Source organism: Idiomarina xiamenensis 10-D-4 (assembly GCF_000299895.1).
Lineage (GTDB): Bacteria > Pseudomonadota > Gammaproteobacteria > Enterobacterales > Alteromonadaceae > Idiomarina > Idiomarina xiamenensis.
Genome location: NZ_AMRG01000015.1, coordinates 32600 through 56155, shown reverse-complemented (window position 1 = coordinate 56155; position 23556 = coordinate 32600). Strand labels below are relative to the sequence as shown.

Sequence of the window (23556 nt, the reverse complement as noted above, 5' to 3'; positions counted from 1 at the left end):
TAAGTTTGAGTTGCTAAATAAAAATATAAATCTCTTGATGTTAAAAAGCCGCTGGTTTAAAAGTCCGATAGATTGGGATGGGGCTTTTTAAATGTCACTAAAAATATGAGAAAAAAATGAAATTAATGAATGTTGACCAAATTTGTTTATGGTTAATCGAGCATATCGCTGAAATGATTGGTGATCCGTCTACCGATATTAGTTCCGATGACGATTTGTCAGTTCATGGTTTGTCATCAAGTGAAGTATTAGAAATTACTGGAAATTTGGAAAAACGTTTGGATTGCGTTTTACCTGACACCTTACTATTCGACTTCCCGTCAATTAAAAAGGCAGCGGAATATATCCTTAATCAAGTCGAGTCACCTGCACAGCCTAAAGTTACGAATAAAAAAGCCTGCGACGAAGAGCCGATTGCCATCATTGGTATGTCTTGCCGCTTTCCTGGTGCCAATGATCCCGAAGAATTTTGGCAACTGCTAGTATCAGGGAGTGACGCTATTAGCGAAGTGCCGGCTAGTCGTTGGGATGTCGATGCCTATTATTCATCGGTAGCTGGAGCTCCAGGGAAGATGAATACTCGTTTCGGTGGCTTTATTAGTGATATCGCTCATTTCGATGCTGATGCATTTGGTATTTCTCCTCGCGAAGCCGAACGTATGGATCCGCAGCAGCGCTTGATGTTAGAGGTAGCATGGGAAGCTCTGGAAGATGCAGGTTTTAATCGAAAAGCGATACGAGAGAGTGAAACTGGTGTTTTTATTGGGTTATCTAATATTGAATACCTCGATCGTCAATATTGTCAGCTTGATGCTATTGATCCTTATGCTGTAACTGGCAACTCCGCTAGTATCGTTGCCAATCGTATTTCCTATTTCTTCGATTTACGCGGCCCAAGTCTTACTATTGATACCGCATGTTCGTCGTCACTCAGCGCTATTCATTTGGCCTGTCAGAGTTTACGCAATGGCGAATCAAAACAAGCTATCGTCGGTGCGGCTAATTTGATACTTAAGCCTGAATACACCATTGTATTCTCTCAGGCTGGTTTACTTTCTCCCGATGGCCGTTGTTATACCTTCGACGCTAGAGCCAATGGTTATGTTCGTGGTGAAGGTGTTGGCTCTATTATTCTTAAACCGTTGTCAAAAGCGGTAGAAGACGGCGACCGAGTTTATTGTACTATTCGCGGTAGTTCGATGAATCAGGATGGCCGCACTTTAGCGTTGACCGCGCCAAGCCGCAATGCGCAAGAAGCCATGCTGGCTTCCGCCTATGAGGCTGCTGGTGTATCTCCCGGCGATATCGATTATATTGAAGCTCACGGTACCGCGACAGCTATTGGTGATGTCATTGAGGTTTCGGCATTGTCCACTGTGCTGCGGCAAAACCGTAAACCGACGCAACAATGTTTGGTTGGTTCGGTTAAAACCAATATTGGTCACTTAGAAGCCGCTGCCGGTATGGCTGGGGTGATCAAAACCGTTTTGGCGATGAAACATCGTATCATTCCACCGTCAATCAATTTCTCTGATAAAAATCCTCGTATAGACTTTGAAAATTCGGCGGTTCGAGTCGCTGATAAGGCACAGTCCTGGCCAATCATGCCACGACTCGCCTTGGCTGGCGTCAGTGGCTTCGGTTTTGGTGGAACGAATGTTCACGTGGTACTCGAAGAGTACAACCCAGTGGCCAACAAAAGCTTATCCAACGATGGTTTCCACTTATTCCCGCTTTCCGCCAGAACCCCAAAAGCCTTGAGTAAAGCTCAACAAGTGGTCACGCAAACTTTGAGCCGCGAAGATGCGCCCACTATGAGCGATTTGGCTTATACTTTGGCGAGTCGAGAGCAGTATTGCAATCGTATGGTTGTCGTTGCCAAAAGCGGTGCTGATTTTATCAAGGCCTTAGAAACTGACGACTCGGCTTATGTGATTGAAGGTGTAGCCCCAAAAGGAGAAGAGCGAGCCGTATCTTTGGTGTTCTCTGGTGTTGGCGATCATTATCTAGGTATGGGGAGTGGACTGTACCACAGTGAGCCGATATTTCAGACCGTTGTCGATCAGTGCTGTGGCTATCTCAAAAAAACGACAGGTTTAGATTTACTGAATGCCTTAAGCGAACCGCAATTACTCGCTAAGGGCGATGCCTTCAAGCGTATGGTCAGCGGCGATCGAGACATGGGGATTTTGTCACAAACCAAAGCCGCACAACCCGCCGTCTTCATTATCGAGTATGCCCTCTATCAGTTGTTGCTATCGAAAGGAGTAAAAGTCAATGGCTTGATCGGTTATAGCCTTGGCGAATATGTTGCTGCGACGGTCGCGGGCGTATTTAAACTTGAAGACGCTCTGCGTGTAGTTGCTCGACGCGCAGAACTTATTAACGAGTTACCTAAAGGCGCGATGTTAGCCGTGCCCTTGTCAAAAGAGGACGTTGTCAAATACATGGTTGACGGTGTGTCTATCGGTATTGTCAATGGTCCGAAAATGGTTGTGTTATCAGGCGAGCCGGATGCTATTGATAACGTTTTTGAAAAGCTTACGGAAGACGGCGTAATTAGCCGTTATATCGGTGCTAGTAATGCCTTTCATTCGGCTCTGATGGAACCCGTTATTGAACCTCTTCAGCAATTGTTGCATGAGATTGAGCTCAATGCACCTGAGATGCCTTTAGTATCGAACGTTAGCGGTACTTGGATGACCGACGAACAGGCGATGTCACCTGCCTATTGGGCAAACCATCTACGTCAAACGGTACAGTTTGCTGATGGCTTGAATTGTCTTCTAAATTATGGATATCAAGCCTTTGTCGAGGTCGGCCCTGGGCAAAGCCTCAGTTCTATCGTCAGAATGCAATCGGATTTTGACAGCGAAAGTCATGTTGTTGTGCCAAGCTGTCGCAATGGTTTTGACGAGCAACCAGACCAAGCATTCTTCTTACGTGCAGTCTCTAATTTGTGGCTCGCAGGTGTAACAATCGATTTTAAACGTACCTATGTTGACCTACCGGTTAAACAGGTGAGTATGCCAAGTTGGCTGTTTGACGCATCACGCCACTGGTTTGGTGATAGCATTGACGTTACTGGCGAACAGCGCTCGCCTATTTACCTTAAACCTGAATGGCAAACGATCCAAGCAAGTGAAGCTTTAGCTGAGCAAAACGATCTATTGATTTTTGTCGATAGCGACGGTTATGCAACGCAATTGGCTCACGCCCTCAAGAAAAAAGGCAAAGGTGTGATTTTGGTTCACCAGGGTGATGCATTCGATAGCACCCATCCGAACTACACGATCCGAGCTAATGAACCCGATGACTACCGGCTATTATTTGATCAGCTTAAAAAGCAATCGATTAGCTGCAGTGATATCGTCTACGCATGGCCGTTAAGAGCTGACAGAACAGTGCAAGATATTGCAACCGATGCGTTTGAGCGCCTGGTTCACTTGGTCCAATCTTTACCATCTGAAAGCAGTGGCCGTTTGCGCCTATTGACGACTTTGGCCCATAAAGCGACAGCACAAGATATCGTATTACCTGCTTCGGCAATGGTGGTGGGGACGCTGCATACCTTGCAGTATGAAAATCCCAACTGGCAGTGTCAGCACGTCGACTTAGCATTACAACAACCGATTCGCTTGGTGACCGAAGTTTTGGTGAGTGAAATCGGACAACGCAGCGTGTGTATTAGAGGTGACAACCTCTTAGCATTAAGTTTTAACGCGGTAGAACCTGTCGCTAGTGCAGAACCTGCAATCTATGATGGCGGGGTATACGTGATAACTGGTGGTACTGGTGGTATTGGTCGTGCATTGGCGCGACAATTGCAATCAGTCAACAAAGCCAGAGTTGCTTTGGTAGCGCGTAGCGCAATGCCTGCCAAGGATCAATGGTCGCAACTCATAGCCGCCAATGATTCGCGAGCCGAATTGCTTAAAATTCTGCAAAGTTTAGAGCAGGCTGGTGGCGAACTTATGCTGGTACAAGCTGATGTTACTGATGCCGGTCAAGTTGCGAAAGCATTTAATAACATCACTGCACACTTTGGTCCAATCGACGGTGTCATTCACGCTGCTGGTGTAGCCGGTAGTGGTTTGTTGCATGGTAAGAGCAAAGACCAAATCGACCAGATCTTACTCCCTAAGACATTAGGGACTGATATCCTATTGGCCGAAGTCAAACGACTGCATATTCCACGGTTGGTATTGTGCTCTTCAACCGTTTCAACACTTGGTGGTGGCCCAGGCCAAACCGAGTATGCCGCAGCCAATGCTTATATGAATGCTTTGGCTTGCCGTGAAGGTCAAGGCAAAGTCATCTCTATTATCTGGGGTGAATGGCAATGGAATGCTTGGTCGGATGGTTTGAGCGGCTTCCCGACTCAAGTAAAGAACTTCTTGATCAATAACCGTAAGCAATGTGGTTTGACCGATGAACAAGGTGCGCAGGCTTTTGTCGATGCATTGACTATGGCACAACCTCAAATCATGGTTTGCGGTACTAGCGTTGAACAAATTCGTGATGATTTGGCTAAGCTAAAGTCGATGATTTGGCAGCATCCTGAAAGTACTAACGAAATTGAGCAAAAGATTTCTCCGACAGTAGATGAGCCAGTTAAATCCATTGATCAGCTTGAAACAACCGTTCATCAGGTTTGGCAACGATTCTTGGGTGTTAAATCGCTCAGGCCGACCGACCGTTTCTTTGATTTAGGCGGCACGTCACTAATCGGCCTGCAATTAATGGCTGAGCTTGGTCGTTTAACTGGGGTTAGTTTAAACGCAACTGTACTGTATGAAGCGCCAACTGTTGCGACTATGGTGCAATACCTCAAAGAGCATGGGGGGTATGTCGATATTGCACAAAACAGCTTTGCTGAAAAGGCAAAAAGTGCGGCGAAAGAAACTCAGGCGGTGACCACTGAAAACGGCAAAAAGTCGACAGAACAAGCGACTAGCAAAGGTAACAAAACAAGTATCGGCAATAACGACAATGTGCGATCTAAATCTCGCGATATCGCTATCGTCGGGATGTCGGGTCGTTTTCCCAATAGCAAAAATGTTGAGCAATTTTGGCAAAATTTGGTAGAGGGTAAAGAAGGTATAAGCTTTCTTGACGATGAGCAACTATTGGAAAGTGGCGTTAGCCCTGAGATGTTGGCCCATCCAAACTATGTCAAAGTGGCTGGTTACATTCCTGATGTCGATAAGTTCGATGCTCAGTTCTTTGGTTTCCCGCCTCGTGAAGCGGAGCTACTCGACCCTCAACACCGCCTGTTCCTTGAATGCACTTTGGAAGCGTTGGAAGACGCCGGTGAGACTGGTGAAGGAGAAAATGACCGTATTGGCTTGTTCGGTGGTGCGAACATCAGTACTTACATGCTGAACTTGCTGTCCAACCCAGAGCTTAAAGCTAAATTACCCAGCTTAGCCTTGAGTATCGCCACCTACAATGATGCGTTAACTACCAAGGTCAGTTATAAGCTGAATTTGAAAGGGCCAAGTGTCAACGTACAAACGTTCTGTTCGACTTCTGCGGTTGCCACCCATATGGCATGCAACAGCTTGCTTCAGGGGGACTGCAATCTTGCGATTTCTGGTGGTTCCCGCATCGCCACACCTCAAGAAGTCGGTTATTTGTTTGAACAAGGGGGGATTGATTCGCCAGATGGTCATTGCCGACCATTTGACAAAGATGGTAAAGGCGCCTTGCTCAGTAACGGTATATCGATGGTGGCACTTAAGCGTTTGGATGATGCCCTTGCCGATGGAAACCGCATCTATGCTGTAATCAAAGGTTCCGCAATCAATAATGACGGCGGTATGAAAACTGGTTATACCGCTCCGAGTGTGACAGGTCAAAGCCAGTGTATCGTCGATGCCTTGCGGGCTGCCGACGTTGACCCGCAAACCATTGGGTACGTTGAGGCCCATGGTACGGCTACTGAACTAGGCGACCCGGTTGAATTACGTGCACTGACAAAGGCTTATCACCAGTTTGGGGTAAAAAATCAATACTGCGGTATCGGCTCGGTGAAAAGTAATGTAGGGCATCTTGACCGTGCAGCTGGCACTACCGGTCTCATTAAAGCGGCGCTGTCTTTGCATCATGAAATGATTCCGTCGACTTTGCACTTTGAAAAGCCGAATCCACAGTTGGATTTGGATAATTCCCCATTCTTCGTCAATACCGAATTACGCCCTTGGAAACGCACCAACAACGTCCGTCGTGCAGCGGTAAATGCTATGGGTATTGGTGGTACAAATGCTCATATCGTGTTGGAAGAGGCTCCTAAGGTAATGCCGTCAAGTCGGGCCAGAGCGTGCAACATGCTGGTTCTCTCTGCGGTTTCTGAAGCTGCTCTTGACAGCGCTTGTGAAAATTTAGCTATTTACCTTGAGCAAAATCCGCAAGCGAATCTATCCGATGTGGCCTATACACTGCAAATTGGTCGCCGTGCTTATCAGCATCGTTGCGCCGTGGTTTGTCACACTCATGAAGAGGCAATTAAAGCTCTGCGTGGTTTAGCACCTGAATGTATGTTGCGTGACACGGTTCTAGATAAATTCCCGAATTCGTTGGGGATGATTTTTGCCGGTGTCGGTGATCATTATTTGGGCATGGGCGCTGGCCTTTATCGTACCGAACCTGAATTTCGAAAGTGGGTTGAGGAATGTTGTTCGTTCTTGAATCGTGAAATGGGACTTGATTTACTCGACGCTTTACGCGAAGAGCCTCAGTTTAAACACGACGACAATGAGGCTTTCAAACGGATGCTCTCAGGTGAACGTGAGCTCGGTATATTAACCGAAACCGAGGCGGCTCAGCCAGCGGTGTTCGTTCTTGAATATGCAATGTGCCGTTTGTTGCAATCTTGGGGTATTAAACCTGATGTGCTTATCGGTTATAGCTTAGGCGAATATGTTGCGGCAACCATAGCTGGCGTCTTTACATTGCAAGAAGCGCTGCGAATTGTTGCAACCCGTGCAAGTCTTATCGCCGAATTACCTGAAGGTGCAATGCTCGGTGTGTCAACGGGCATAGATGAGCTTGAGCCTTATCTGAGTGATTCGGTATCTGTTGGGATCATTAATGGTCCTGAGATGACTGTTTTGTCAGGCGAAATAGACGCTATCGACAACCTTCAGTCACGTTTGGAAAGCGACGGCATTTTGAGTCGTCGCTTAGGCACCAGCCATGCATTTCATTCGGCGATGATGGAGCCGGTAGTTGAAGAGCTCGAAAACATGCTTGCTGGATTTGAGTTGAGCCCGCCGACTATTCCTATTTTGTCTAATGTAACGGGCAACTGGTTGACCGATGAAGAAGCAATATCTCCTGAATATTGGGGCCGTCATATGCGTCATACCGTGTTGTTTGCTCAGAGCCTTGAGCACCTGTTGAGCGAGCAGAGTTGTGCTTTGCTCGAAGTCGGGCCAGGGCAGAGTTTGTGCTCTATCGTTCGGATGCAACCGCAATTTAAACAGTCTAGTGCTCGTGTGGTGGTGCCAAGTTGTCGTAATGAATTCGACAACCATTCCGATCAGGCGTTCTTGCTGCGTGCTATTGCTAAGTTATGGTTAGCGGGCTATCAATTGCCGTTTAAATGCTTTTGGAGCGGTGAGCGCCGTGCCCGTTTGTCACTGCCGACTTATCCGTTCCAGCGCCAGCGTTACTGGATTGATGTGCCCCAGGCGGACACCATCGCCGGATTGCTGAGTCCAGCCGCGGGCAAACAACCGGATCCGTCCAATTGGTTCTACAAGCCTGCGTGGCAGAATAAAGCTTTGGACGCATCTACAGCTGTTGAACAGCAATGTCATTTGATATTGGCAGACGAGCAGAATGCAGACGAGTTGGTTGAAAAGCTTCGTGAAGATGGTCACACGGTGCTATTAGCCAAACAAGCAGATGAGTATATTCAACACAATGACGTGCACTATGGCCTTAACATTAATGAAGTTGAAGACTACCAGTTGTTGCTCAGTCAGATTCAGTCACAAGGCATTATGGTTGACCAAATTACTTTCCTTAGCGGTCGTCAAGAAAGTGAGCGCGCTTACTATGCTTTGATATGGTTGGCCAAAGCCATCGGTCAGTGTCGTTGGAACCAGCCGCTGAAATTGAACGTTGTCTGCTCGGACATTAGCTTGGTGAAAGGCGATGAGAAAATTACGCCGCTAGCTTCGACTTTGCTCGGCCCTGCCCGCGTAATTCCACAGGAATACCCAAATGTGACTTGCCGTACCATCGACATGGAGATGGCGTCTGAAATGGGTAGTTTAGTTGCTGAGCTATATAGTAAATGCACTGATGTCTACGTTGCCTATCGGGATGGTCAACGCTTTGTTCAAACGTTTGTTGCTGACCCAATTAAGTCAGCACAACGTGATGAAGTCGGCTTCAAGGATAAAGGCGTTTACTTAATCACCGGTGGTCTAGGCGGTATCGGTTTGATTATTGCGCGTTATCTTCTCGGTCAGTTCAATGCCAAAGTGGTGTTGACAGGGCGTACCGATTTACCGGCTCGTGAGTCATGGGATGAATATCTTGAGCAAAAACATGCTGACGACGGTGTAGTCGGTAAGATCCATTCGATATTGGCTCTTGAATCGTTGGGGGGAGAAGTCCGCACTTATAAAGCGGATGTTGCTGATGAAGCTGCAATGACGCACGTGATGTCGGATGTTTCCAAACATTGGGGAAAAGTCGACGGGGTAGTGCATGCGGCTGGTTATGCGACGTTAGAGTCTCTGATTCCGATCCAAAATACTACCAAACAAGACAGTATTGCTCATTTCAAGTCCAAGGTCACAGGTACTTTGGTTCTTGATAAGTTACTACAGCAGCACGACGTCGACTTCTGCTTATTGTTTTCATCGGTATCGACTGTATTAGGGGGCTTCGGTTTTGCCGCATATTGTGCTGCCAACCAATACCTTGATGCATTTGTGGAGTCCAAGCGAGACACTGAGGGGGTTCGCTACAGCTCAATTGCTTGGGATTCTTGGGATGTTAGAAGCGATGAAGAACTTGCCCAAGCCGATACTTCTACTGAGCCAACCATTGCCCAGTTTGCGATGACGCCGGCAGAGGGGCTTGATGCCTTGACTCGTGCCATGGCTTCCAAAACGCTGCGCCTGATTCACTCGACCGGTTCTTTGCACGCTCGTCTTGAACAATGGGTGAGCGGTGAATTTTTACGTGCTAAGCAGCCGAAGCATATCGTTCAAGAAGAAGACGTTGCCATGAATCTCTATCAACGTCCTGACTTACCGACTGCTTATGTTGAAGTTAGTAACGAAACAGAGCGGCGTATTGCTAAGGTTTACCGCTCAGTTTTGGGCATCGACAAGATTGGGGTTAACGATAACTTTTTCGACATGGGTGGTACGTCGTTGTCGGCGATGCAAGTTGCGGCGCAACTGCAAGAGGAATTTGGTACTCAGGTCAGCCCGGTATTGTTGTTTGATGCTGGTACTATTAGCGAGTTGAACAAGCACTTGATGCCGAACGGCAATGAAGCGCAACAGGAAGAAGGAACCTTCAAAGCCCAGTTACAGCGTCGGCGAGAGTTGAGCAACCGTGGTGGAATGGTTCCTATTGCCGTCATCGGTATGTCGGGTCGTTTTCCAGGTAGTAATAGCGTTGAACAGTTCTGGCAAAACATTGCTGAAGGCGTTGAAAAAATTAGTTTTTTCAGCGATGAAGAGTTAAAGGAGGCGGGAGTCAGTCCAAGCCTTTATTGTCAATCGAATTATATCCGTGCTCGTTCAATTTTGGAAAATGTCGAAGAATTTGATGCCGCGTTTTTTGGCTACACGCCTCGTGAAGCTGAAGTGATGGATCCGCAGCACCGACTCTTCCTTGAATGTGCTTGGGAATCGTTGGAAGACGCTGGTTACGACTCCAGTCGTTATGCTGGCAACATCGGTGTATTTGCCGGTGCTAACATGAGTAGTTATGGTGTTGACCTTATCGCTAACACTGAATTCGGTAAAGATTTCGTTAATCTTGATAACGTTATCTCCCACGATAAAGATGCTTTGTGTACCAAGGTTTCTTATAAGCTCGACCTCCGTGGACCAAGTGTGTCGGTGCAAACTTTCTGTTCAACTTCTTTGGTCGCCATTCACTTAGCCTGTCAAAGTCTACGTGTCGGTGAATCAGATATTGCGATGGCTGGTGGTGTTTCCGTACGTGTTCCGACTAAATTCGGTTATGAGTACAACCCAGGTGGTCAAGAATCGTGTAATGGTCAGACGCGTAGTTATGACGCTGGCGCAACCGGCACTATCTTTGGTGATGGTGCTGCGGTCGTTACGTTGAAACGTCTGGAAGATGCTTTGGCTGATGGCGACCAGATTCACGCGGTGATCCGTGGGTCAGCTATCAATAATGATGGTGCCGTTAAAGCTGGTTTTACCGCACCAAGTGTTAGAGGTCAGTCTGAGGTCGTTGCTTCGGCGATGGCGGTTGCGGAGGTTGAACCCGAGCAAATATCTTATGTTGAAGGCCATGGCAGTGCGACTGAGTTGGGAGATCCGATTGAGGTCGCAGCATTGAACCGCGCCTACCGCTTCAGCACCGATAAACGTCATTTTGTTGCTTTAGGTTCTGTTAAGAGTAACTTCGGTCACTTGGACCGTGCCGCAGGTGCCACCGGTTTCATCAAAGTGGTGCAGTCGCTCAAACACGAGGTGTTACCACCGTCTTTGAACTTTGAAGCGCCAAATCCAGAAATCGATTTCAATGACAGTCCGTTTTTCGTCAATACTGAACTTCGCCCTTGGAAGCGAAGTGAGAAACCGCGTATTGCCGGGGTAAATGCTTTGGGTATTGGTGGGACTAATGCCCACGTCATTGTCGAAGAAGCACCGTTGCTGCCGGCCACCAGTGCTAGCCGCGAATGGCAAATGCTAACACTTTCGGCCAGAACTCCAAAAGCATTAGACAAAATGTCACACAACTTGGCCGATTATATTGAAACGCATAACGAGCTTTCTTTGGCCGATATAGCCTTCACTTTGCAGTTCGGCCGCAAAGAGATGCGTGAACGCAAAGTCGTTATCTGCCAATCTTCCGAAAATGCGATTGAGCTTTTGCGCGGCCAAAATGATGCTGCCGTCGTCACCAATTCTAATAGTGACAAGTCACCTGTGACCTTTATATTCCCTGGTGTTGGTGAACATTATGTCAACATGGGCGCGCAGTTGTATCAGACTGAGCCCGAGTTCAAAGCTGCGATGGATAAGTGTTTTGACTGGTTGGAGCAAAACAGCGACTTGGACCTCAAATCGGTGTTGTTTGATGATAACGTCACGCAGCAAACTTCGAAGCAGGATCTCAACGCTTTATTCTTCCGAGGAGACAAAGGCGGGGATGCGGTACCGTCAGCTTTAAACTCTACTCGGATTGCACAACCGGCAGTATTCGTTGTGGAGTACTCCTTAGCAAGATTGCTCATCAGTTGGGGCCTCGTTCCGGAGGCTTTGGTCGGATATAGTGTTGGCGAGTTTGCTGCAGCCACCATTGCCGGAACCCTATCGTTGGAAAATGCGCTGACATTGGTGGTTGAGCGCGCGAGGATAATCGACCAACTTGAGCCTGGTTGCATGCTGGCTGTTCCTGCAGGTGAAGAACAGTTAAGGCAGCTTTTAAATGACAATCTGTCGATTGCCATTACCAATGGTTCAAATATGACTGTGGTAGCCGGCTCTGAACAAGATATCGCGGCTTTGGAAAGCGTACTTAAAGACAAAGAATTGTTTAGTCGCAGACTGCAAACCACGCACGCTTTCCACTCTAAAATGATGGAAGCGGCTTGTCCAGAACTAGAAAAAGTACTGAATAACATTGAGTTGAATGAGCCGTTTATTCCTTACTTGTCAAACGTCAGCGGTGATTGGATTACTCCTGAACTGGCAACCGATCCGAACTACTGGCTCAAACACATGTGCCACACCGTTCGCTTTGGTGAAGCGCTAGACAAGTTGTTGAGCAAAGGCCGTCAAGTTATCCTTGAGGTCGGACCGGGTCAAAGCCTTACGTCGATGGTTCGGCAGCATCCACAATTCCGCATTGATAGTGATCAGTTGACTGTTGCTCAAACCATGCGCACCATCTATGAGGATGCCTCTGACCTAAAAAGCCTATTGAACGCTGTTGCTGCCGCATGGAGTAGTGGCTGTACGCCTGATTGGCAGCGCTTCTACCACAATGAAACTCGTCGCAGAGTATCGCTGCCGACTTACCCGTTTGAGCGCCAACGCTATTGGATCGACATCAAACGCGATGTCGATAACAAAGGTTGTAAAATCGAGGATGTTGGTGCTTGGTTTTATGAGCAATGCTGGCAAACGGCTGCTATCCAACAAGAACACCTCGATACTATTAAGGTTAAGGATGCCAAATGGCTGGTGGTCGGCTTTGAACAGCCGCTGACCGAACAGGTATACAACCGCATCAGCGACGCAGGCGGCAAGTGTGTTTTGATCACTTTGGTTGACGGCGCTAAGTTTGCCAAACTTAGCGAATGCAAATATGTCGTCGATGCCGATCAACCGAGCCAATTGCGTAAATCAGTCGCCGAGCTGTGCGAGCAGGGTTTCAAGCCGGAGCACTTGCTTCATTGTGGTAGTTTGACGGAGCTGTCGGAGTTTGAAGCGGTTCAAAAACGTGGCTTTTTCAGCGTCTTGGCGATGGCGCAAGGTTTATCTGATGGTCGCATGAACGCTCCGGCTCACATCGATGTGGTTTCAAGTGACCTTTATATGGCCGTTGGACAAGATAACGTTGTGCCTGCCAAATTCACTAATGTTGGTGCTTACCGTACCATTCCGCAGGAATTTCCTAACATTACCGTTCGCGGTATCGACTTTGTCGCCGGACAAATTAACGTCGATGAGGTAATGACAGAATTGCTGAGTACTAACGACGATGTGGCCGTTGCTTACCGTCAAGGCAAGCGCTATGTGCAGTCTTACGTTTCTTGCCCTCTTCAAGACGTGAGAGAAAACAACCATGTATTGCGTCAAGGTGGCAATTACCTGATCACTGGCGGCTTAGGTAATGTCGGCATGAATATCGCGAGCATGCTGTCTGCTAAGTATCAGGCTAATGTTGCGTTGTTGTCGCGTCGGCCATTCCCGGCACAAGACGATTGGGATAGCTATCTGGCCAAGCATGGCTCAGAGGATGGTGTTGGCCGCCAAATCGCGCGTTTGCGTGAGGTGAATGAAGCAGGCGGTAATGTCTTTGTCGTTACCGGTGATATTGCCGATGAACCGACAATGACTAAAATCTTTGCGGATGTAGAGCAGCAATATGGCAAGCTGAATGGTTTGTTTCATGCCGCCGGTGTGATTACCGCACAGTCTCATGCGGTGATCTTGGAGGTTGACCGCGAGCGCAGTGAGGCTCACTTCCTAGCTAAAGTTGCCGGTACCCAAGTTATTGAGCGTCTAATTGCCGAGCGAGAGCTTGACTTCTGTATGCTGTTTTCGTCTTTAGCTGCCACTCTGGGGGGGATGCAGTTGTCGATGTATGCTGCCGCCAACTCTTATGAAGACGGGGTAGCTTTCGCCCACAGGAATGATCCTGTGACCCGCTGGGTTGCGGTCAATTGGGATAGTTGGGCACGTGAAAACGGCGAACAGGACCATGAAGGTACAACTCTCGAAGAGTTTTTGATGTTGCCGGAAGAGGGCGTGGATGCCGTTTGTCGCATCTTGTCTAGCTCTAAGGCTTGTCACTTGGTCAATTCGACAGCCGATTTGTATGAGCGATTGAACCAGTGGGTATATCGTAAACGCATGAGCCAAGTAGGGATTGACGAAGCCGAGAGGCGTTACTACGCTCGTCCTGAATTGAGCACCACTTTTATTGCAGCCAACAACCAAACCGAAAAACGTGTCGCTCGTGTAATGCAGAATGTGCTTGGTATCGATCAAGTCGGATTGGATGACAATTACTTCGAGTTGGGTGGCAACTCACTTATCTCGATGCAAGTTATTGCCGAGTTGCAGCGTGAGTTCGATGTTTCCCTGTCACCGGTATTGCTGTTCGAAGCACCAAGCGTCAGTGAATTAAGTAAACGTTTGGGTAGCGATAAAGACGTACAGGAACAAAGTGGTGATGCTGAGCGTCTTCAACAACGTCGTCGTAATGCAAGAGCTGCTGCTGGGTGTGACGATATTGCGGTGATCGGCTTTGCTGGGCGTTTCCCAGGAGCCAAGGATGTTGACACCATGTGGGATAACCTCGTCCATGGGAGAGAAACCATATCGACGTTTACTGATGAGGAATTGCTAGAGTCTGGTATTTCTACCGCTTTGGTCAATGATCCGAATTATGTCAAAAAGCGCGGTATTCTAGATAATATCGATATGTTCGATGCTGGAGTATTCGGCTTTAATCCTCGCGAAGCCGAATTGATCGACCCGCAGCACCGTGTGATGTTGGAAGTCGCTTGGGCGACTATGGAACACGCTGGTTATGATTCTCATCGTTTTGATGGCTTGGTCGGTGTGTTTGCCGGTACGACCCAGAGTCTCTATCAGATGCAACTGCATCGCGATAAAGAAGTTTGGGCTGGATTGGATCGCTTCGAAACCAATTTGGGTAATACCCAAGACTCATTGTCTACGCGTATTTCATACAAGCTCAACCTAAGTGGGCCGAGCCTGTCTATCGGCACTTACTGTTCAACCTCTGGCGTGAGTATTCATCTGGCATGTCAGAGCTTGCGTACCGGCGAATCAGATATGGCATTAGCCGGTGGTGTTTCTGTATTGGTGCCTAATAAGCATGGTTACTTGTTCGAGCCGAATAATCAAGGCTCACCAGACGGCCATACCCGGACTTTCGATGCGCGCGGCCAAGGTACAGTATTTTCTGACGGTTGTGCGATGCTGTTGCTCAAGCGTTTGACCGATGCTCAAGAGGATGGGGATACTATCCATGCTGTTATCAAAGGGTCTGCCATCAACAATGACGGTTCATTAAAAGCAGGATTTACCGCACCGAGTGTAGAACGTCAATCTGAGGTTATCGTCAGAGCATTGGAAGACGCTCAGTTGACGCCTGAAGATATCAATTATATCGAAGCGCATGGTACGGCAACTGAACTGGGCGATCCTATTGAAGTGGCGGCATTGACCCGCGCTTATCGCCAATTCACCGATAGAAGGCAGTTCGTTACTTTAGGTTCGATTAAAACCAACTTCGGTCATACCGACCGTGCCGCTGGCGCTATTGGCATGATTAAGGCGATCAACGTGCTGCGTACCGGTGTTATTCCGCCGACATTACACTTTGAAAAGCCGAATCCGAAGATGGATTTAGAAAACAGTCCGTTCAAAGTACGTAATGTTTTGTATAAGTTGCCGGAATCGTCGATTCCGCTCCGCGCCGCTGTTACGACTTTGGGTGTGGGTGGCACTAATGCACACATTATATTGGAACAAGCGCCTAAACCAGAGTCGAGCGTTGCTGGTAAACGATGGCAATTTATGACGTTGTCTGCCAAAACGTCAACGTCTCTAGAGGCGATGCGTGAAAATCTCGCTAATGCCTTGGCTGCCGATAATGCAATTAACTTGGCGGACGCGGCTTATACTTTGCATTGTGGTCGCCGCGAATTCGGCGAACGTCTTGCAGTTGTGGGGCGATCTCATAAAGAGTTAATAGACGCATTGCGCGGTGATAAAGCAGATAGAATATTTAAATCGGTTAAGACCGCGAGTAAGCAACCTGTAGCTTTTATGTTTACTGGTGTGGGTGATCAGTATGTAAACATGGCTGGCGATTTATATCGTGAGGAAGAGGCCTTCCGTAACGATATGGAATATTGCTTCGAAGTACTTGCTGATGTTTTAGATACGAATCTGCGTGATGTCTTGTTCGTTGAGGACATGCCATCATTTGACCGCGCCAAAGCGATGATGTTGGGCCAAGTTCCGAATGACGAATTCAGCACCAAGTTGAATCAAACTGTATTTGCTCAACCTTGCACTTTTATTGTCCAGTATTGTTTCGCCAATCACCTGATCCGTAACGGCATTGTTCCTGAAGCCGTGGTCGGTTATAGCCTTGGCGAATATACCGCAGCAACATTGGCTGGCATTCTTTCACTGGAGGATGCACTTAAGTTGGTGGCCGAGCGCGCCAAGCTTATCAATAGCTTGCCGGGTGGCTCGATGTTGGCAGTACCTTTGTCTATTGAAGAGTTGCGAGACACAATTGAACAGCTTGGCCAAGCTATAGATATTGGTATTGTCAATGGCCCTAAACTGACCATTGCCTCTGGTAGCGACAGCGCGATTGAAGCCTTGGAGCAACAGTTGAGCAGTCAGCAGGTGATGTGTCGCCGCTTACTGACCACACATGCCTTCCACTCTTCTATGATGGCTCCAGTCAAAGAGCAACTGGCTGAATTAGTAAGAGAAGTCGAGTTCAAGACACCCACCATTCGTTTCTTATCTAATGTCACTGGTAGCTGGCTAGATAGCGAGCACATTATTGACGAAGAGTACTGGGTTGAACATACGTGCCAAACAGCTCGTTTTGGCGACTGTATCGATACCTTATTAGCCGACGGTAACTGGGCGCTAGTTGAGGTGGGTCCAGGCCAGAGCTTGACCTCATTGATTAAGCAACGCGCAGCGGTTACTCGTGATGGCAGCGGAGCCTTTGCGGTTCAAACCATGCGCACTGTGTACGTTGAAGACAATGATGTCGCAATATTCACCGCAGCGCTGGCGAAACTTTGGGTATTGGGCTGTGCGCCAGCATGGCACCGTTATTACGAAGGAGAGCGCCGTCACCGTATTCCATTGCCGGGGTACGCCTATGACCGTCAAAGCTATTGGATTGAAACGGCGTTCGAACACCAAGAGTCCCTTGCCAGTCAGTTGTTGATGTCGCAAGAGCCAAAATACGATTTGGCTGATTCGTTTTTCTTCCCACTGTGGGCTAGGGACAAAGATCAAAGTAATGAGGTTGCTGAGAGTGACTCTACTGCTGCTTGTTGGTTAGTGTTTGCAGATAACAACGGTGTTTGTGACCGTCTAATACAAGCAGCGGAAGATAAAGGAATCGATTCTGTACTCGTTTACCATGGTGAGCGCTATCAAATCAAGAAAGACGGTAGTTTCGTGGTTCGGGCGGCTAATAAGAAAGATTTAGATTCAGTGTTCAAGCAGCTTAAGCAGGATAAGCGTTTGCCAAACCGCATCGTTTATGGCTGGACCTTAGAGTCTTGGGATGACAATTTTGATATCCAGATACAGATGAATCTTGGCTTTTACACCTTATTCCAATTGGCCAAAACGATTGGTGAGCGCATGAGCAACGATGAATTGCATTTATGCATCTTGTCTAGCGATATGCAGCCGGCTCTGGGTGTTGAAGCTGTGGTACCGAGCAAAGCCCTGATTAAAGGCCCGGTTAAGGTTATCCGCCAGGAATTTGCCAATGTTATCTGCCGTAATATTGATGTCGTATCTGAAGAGATTGGCGAAGATAAACAAGGTGTTGCCGATCGGTTATTGGCAGAGTTGTTGAACAAGGATGATCAATATGTGGCGTTGCGTGGCAACGAGCGTTTGCTACCGGTTATCGAACCTATACATATGGATGAGTCCACAGTCGGTCATATCCGTCTAAAAGATGGTGGTGTATACCTTATTACAGGTGGTATGGGTGGCATTGGTTTGGCCGTTGCCGAGTATCTCCACCAAACGCAAAATGCCAAGCTGGTATTGCTAGGGCGCTCATCATTGCCAGAGCAAGACCAATGGGATGCCATTTGTGAGTCGGGTGAAGATGACCGCGTTACTGAACGCGTCATGAAAATTAATGCATTGGTCAAGGCCGGTGCCGAGGTGATGGTTGCTACTGCCGACGTGGCCGATGAGCAAGCTATGAAAGACATCGTTGCTCAGACCGTAACACGTTTTGGCACTCTAGATGGTGTGATTCACGCTGCTGGTGTGCCTGGTCAGGGGTTGACTCAGTTGAAGCCTTTGGAAGCGGCTGAGCAAACGTTACGTTCTAAGGTACAGGGGACCTTAGCCCTAGCCAAAGCGGTTGAGGGGCTTGAGCTCGACTTTATGATCTTGGTTTCCTCTATCGCGGCATTCACCGGCGGTGGGCCTGGCCAAATCGATTATTGTGCTGGTAACGCATTTTTGGATGCTTACGCGCAGGCCAACCACTATAAACATGGTGCGACAATTGCCATAAACTTCGGTGAGTGGCAGTGGGACGCCTGGTCTGAAGGCTTGCAGGGTTATCAACCGGAATTGCGTGCTGCATTGATAAAACATCGTCAAGAATACGGTATTACTTTCGACGAGGGGATGGAAGCGATTCGTCGTATTCTGTCTATTGATGTGCCTCAGGTTATATTCTTGCCTGAAGATGCAGTAGCCATGATTGCTCGCTCTAACGTTTGTATGGCAGTCGATATGAATAGCGCTGTCAACAATAATCGTAAGAAATCGAGCTACCCAAGGCCGGCACTGTCGACCGATTTTGTTGCAGCTACCAGTGAATTAGAAAGCAAAATCGCCGCGATTTGGCAAAATGTTTTGGGTATTGATGAGATCGGTACCGACGATAATTTCTTTGATCTTGGTGGTAACTCGCTGGTGGGTTTACAAGTCGTTGCTGAACTGCGTAAAGAGTTCGATGCTGAGCTGACTCCTGTAGTACTTTATGAGGCGCCTACTGTCGCTGCATTAGCAATATATCTGGTGCCAGAACAAGCTGTGATTATGGCTGATGACAGTAAAGTATTCAGTGAGCGTCGTGAAAAGGCTCGTCAAGCCGGTATGTCCAATGATATTGCCATCGTAGGTATGTCTGGCCGATTCCCGGGAGCCAATAACGTCCGTGAGTTCTGGCAAAACCTCAAAGAGGGTGTTGAGGCCAGCACCGTTTATACGGAGGCAGAAATGCTTGCCGCCGGTGTTAACCTTGAACTCATTCGCAATCCAGCCTATGTTAATGTCGGTTATGATGTTGAAGATTTCGATCACTTCGATGCTCGTCTATTCGGATATGCTCCCCGTGAGGTCGAGTTTATTGATCCGCAACATCGTCAATTTTTGTTATGTGCATGGGAAGCTTTGGAGGATGCAGGTTGCGATCCAGAGACTTATAAAGGTCTTATCGGTGTGTACGGCGGCGCTAACACTAGCTTGTATCTCAATAACTTATTGTCTCGTCCTGATATCACAAGCTCCGGTAGTGCGACTTGGCAGGCTTACTTCAACAATTCCAACGACTCATTAGCGACTAGAGTCTCATACAAGTTGAATCTTAAAGGTCCTGCAATGTCCATCCAGACTTTCTGTTCGACTTCTGGTGTGGCTATGCATATGGCTTGTAAAAGCTTACTTGCTGGCGAATGTGACGTTGCTCTCGGTGGTGGTGTTAGCATTTCCGTCAGAGGCAAAACAGGTTATCTCTACGAAGAAGGCGGTATAGATTCACCTGACGGCCATATCCGCACGTTCGACGCCGACGCTAAAGGAGCTGTCATTGGTGACGGTGTCGGTATCGTGGCGCTTAAGCGCCTTGACGATGCTATTGCTGATGGTGATCACATTTACGCGGTCATTAAAGGGTCTGCGGTCAATAATGACGGCTCGGTTAAAGTTGGGTATACCGCTCCCAGCGTCGATGGTCAGGTTGGCGCCATCAGTGAGGCTCTAGCTGCATCAGGCATTGGTGCGGAGACTATTCAATACGTCGAAGCCCATGGCACTGCAACTGAGCTTGGCGACCCTATCGAAGTTACTGCGTTAAGTAAGGCATATCGTAATGCAGGTGTGGGACGAAAAAGTGTCGTGGCATTAGGTTCGGTTAAACCGAATACCGGGCACCTCGACCGCGCTGCCGGCGTTACCGGCATGATTAAGACAGTACTGTCTTTGAGCAATGAAGAGATCCCAAGGCTGCTGCATTACAAATCTCCTAACCCGAACCTTGACCTCGACAACAGTCCTTTCTTTGTTGCCGATAAAAATATTCCATGGGCACGCGGCGATACAGTGCGCCGTGCCGCTGTTAACGTGGTTGGTCTTGGTGGTACCAACGCTCACTTTGTCTTAGAAGAGGCGCCGCAGTTACAACCATCGGACGATGCTCAACGAGTTCCGGTATTAATGCTCAGTGCTAATAGTCAGTGGTCATTGGATATGACTAAAAAGCGTTTGGCAGAACATTTGCGCGGTCACCCTCAGCAGAGTCTTGCTGACGTTGCCTATACCTTACAACTCGGTCGCAAGCGCTTGCCGTTTAGATATGCTGTCGTCGCGGATGATTATCAGTCGGCAATTGATGCATTAACTGATAATCAGCAGAAAGTGATGGGCGCGCGTTTGAGCGATGCTCACAAGACTTTGGTCTTCATGTTCCCAGGTGTTGGCGATCATTATCACAATATGGCGTTCGACTTGTACCACAAGGAGTCTTCTTTTCGTGAAGAGTTCAATCACTGTTGTGATGTCCTTGAACCGTTGCTTGGCGTCGATTTGCGCGACAAGTTGTTCGATTTATCGGCCAAGTCGGAAGACAACAGCGGTTTTGATCTCAAAGCAATGCTTGGCAAAGACAGCGGCGATGAAGTCTCTCAGCTACAGCAAACTTGGTTGGCGCAACCTTTGGTGTTCGCTGTCGAATACTGTTTAGCTCATCTATTGATGACCTGGGGTTATATGCCTCATGCTATGGTCGGTTACAGTTTAGGTGAGTTTGTCGCTGCAACTATTTCCGGCTGTTTATCATTGGAAGATGCCCTAACTTTAGTCGCTAAGCGTGCGCGTTTAATCAATGATTTGCCAGGTGGTTCTATGTTGGCAGTGCCGATGTCTGAGCAGGAACTTGAACCGCTAATGGGTGAAGAGCTCAGCGTCGCGTTATGCAATAGTCCTAAAACCAGCGTAGTAGCAGGTAGTACCGACGCTATTATGGCATTTGCGCAGGAATTGGAGAGTAAAGACATTGTCTGTCGCGTTTTAGGCACATCTCATGCCTTCCACAGCCCAATGATGGAAAGTGCGCGAGTCGGCTTGCGCGAATTACTCGAAGACATTGAGTTAAATACGCCGACTATCCCTTATGTATCTAACTTGACCGGAGACTGGGTAACAGATCAGGAAGTGACTTCAGTCGATTACTGGCTGGACCATATGTGTCAAACCGTGCGCTTTGCTGACGGTATTGGCAAGTTGCTTGAGGAGCAGGGTCGAGTTTTGGTTGAAGTAGGTCCAGGCCAAAGTCTTGGATCCTTTGTTAAACAGCATCCTTTATGTACCGATGAGAAGTCTATATCTATCGTTTCGACCCTGAGAGCTTCGTTCCAGAACGATAGTGATGACATTTATTTACAAAATGCCGTTGCTAGGATGTGGCTTGCCGGTGTGGAACCGCAATGGAATGCATTCTACGGTAATGAGCGTCGTTTGAAAGTGTCGTTGCCGACCTATGCGTTCGAACGTAACCGTTACTGGGTCGAAGCGGGAGCAGGCTCCAATGTCGAACAGATCGCCAAGAAAAATACTGATGAGAGAGTCTCGGACATCGGCCAATGGTTTTACCAGAGCGATTGGTTGCCTAAAGCGTTGCGTCCAAGCGATATCGACAAACACGTGTTTAGCACTCAGATCTGCTGTTTGATACTTGATGAGGGCGAAGTAGGTAAACATTTGTCTGATAGTCTCAAACGAAGTGGCGGCAAAATAATTACCGTGGAAGTTAGAGCCGGTCAAGCATTAGAGCAAGTAGACGAATATACCTACCGGTTAGACGGTAATGAAGAAGCCCAGATGGTTGAGTGGCTAGAAACCTTAAAGCAACTTGACATGATGCCGGACAGGATTGTTCATATGGGCACACTGACGCAAGAGCGTGATTTCGCAAAATTACAGGAACTCGGCTTTTTCAGCTTAATTCAGCTGGCTCAGACTTGGGGTAAGACGACCAGTAAAAAGCTACAGCTGGATGTGGTTTCCAGTGGTCTTTACATGGTTCGTCAAGAGGATGATGTCATTGCGGGTAACAGCACCTTGCTGGGAGCTTGCCGTTCAATTCCACAAGAATACACGAACATCAGTGTCCGTAATGTTGATGTAGAATACCATACCGCTGCCACGTTATCACGAGACTTCATCGACAGTTTGGTTAAGGAACTAAGCGCCGATACTCAGGATGTTTCCATTGCCTGGCGCGATACTGAACGTTTGGTTCAAAGCTACACCTCAATAGCACTCAGTGAGGTTGCCGAGAATTCAGACATACTTCGAGAGCAGGGCACCTACCTTATCACCGGTGGATTGGGTAACGTTGGTTTGACGCTGGCAGGGATGTTGACCAAACGATACAACGCCAATGTTGCTTTACTCTCTCGTCGCAGCTTTCCAGCCAAAGAGCGATGGGACGAATGGCTTGAACAAGGTAACGACGAACAGGTTTGTCGCATCATCCGAGCCATCAGACGTAAAGAACAGGAGGGGGGCAGCATTATGGTCGTTGCCGCTGATGTTGCCGATAAGGCTCAGATGGGCGAGGCCTTTAAAATCATTGAATCGGTTTATGGCGATATTAATGGTGTATTTCATGCTGCGGGCCTGAACACTGATGAGTCTCATGACATCATCGCTGATATTACCCGAGAGCGTAGCGAGGCTCATTTCGCCGCCAAGGTCCATGGCACAGTTATCCTTAGCGAACTCCTTGATGAGCGCAACGCGGATTTCTGTTTGTTGTTCTCTTCACTGTCCGCGACCCTCGGTGGTTTGCGACTTGCAATGTACTCTGCGGCTAATGCTTATGAGGACGGTTTTGCCATGGCGCGTAGAAATGACCGTGGTACTCGCTGGATTGCCGTGAACTGGGATACTTGGGCTGCCGAAGATGGTCCGATTGGCCACCAAGGCACCACATTGGAGAAGTTCCTAATGTGGCCGAATGAAGGTGCAGAAGCCGTACGCCGTGTGTTGAGCGTTAACAAGTTGTGCAACTTGGTCAACTCTACAGCCAACCTACATGCTCGTCTTGAACAATGGGTTTACCTCAAGCGGAAAGCCAGCGAAACAAGCGGCGCAAGCAAATCGCAACACTTACGCCCTGAGCTGAGCACCTCGTATGTTGCGGCGAACAACCAAATAGAGAAGCGTATCGCTGCTGTTTTTGAACGTGTTCTAGGTATCGATAAAGTCGGCCTCGACGACAATTACTTTGAGCTCGGCGGCAACTCGCTGATTTCAATGCAGCTGATTTCTGAGTTACAGCGTGAGTTCGAAGTTTCGTTGTCACCAATTTTGATCTTCGAAGCACCGAGTGTCAGTGAAATGGCGAAGAAGCTCGGTATCGATGACAGTAGAGGTGATGTAGTCGACAAACCGCTTAAAAAGAAAAGTCGTAAGAGCAAACGTAAGAACAACCTGAGGAAGATGAAGACTGATATCGAATCGATGTCGGAAGAACAGGTGCAACAGTTGCTTGAGAGACTGGATTCGAAGTCGCCCAAGTAATGGTGACTGTAAG

1 protein-coding gene is annotated in these 23556 nt (G+C 48.0%); it reads left to right on the top strand.

Annotated features, from left to right (window positions below):
- The first annotated feature begins 116 nt into the window (after positions 1 to 116).
- Positions 117 to 23543 (top strand): type I polyketide synthase, encoded by a 23427-nt coding sequence (locus A10D4_RS14125; protein WP_008489592.1) that lies wholly within the window; start codon positions 117 to 119, stop codon positions 23541 to 23543.
- Positions 23544 to 23556: the final 13 nt, after the last annotated feature.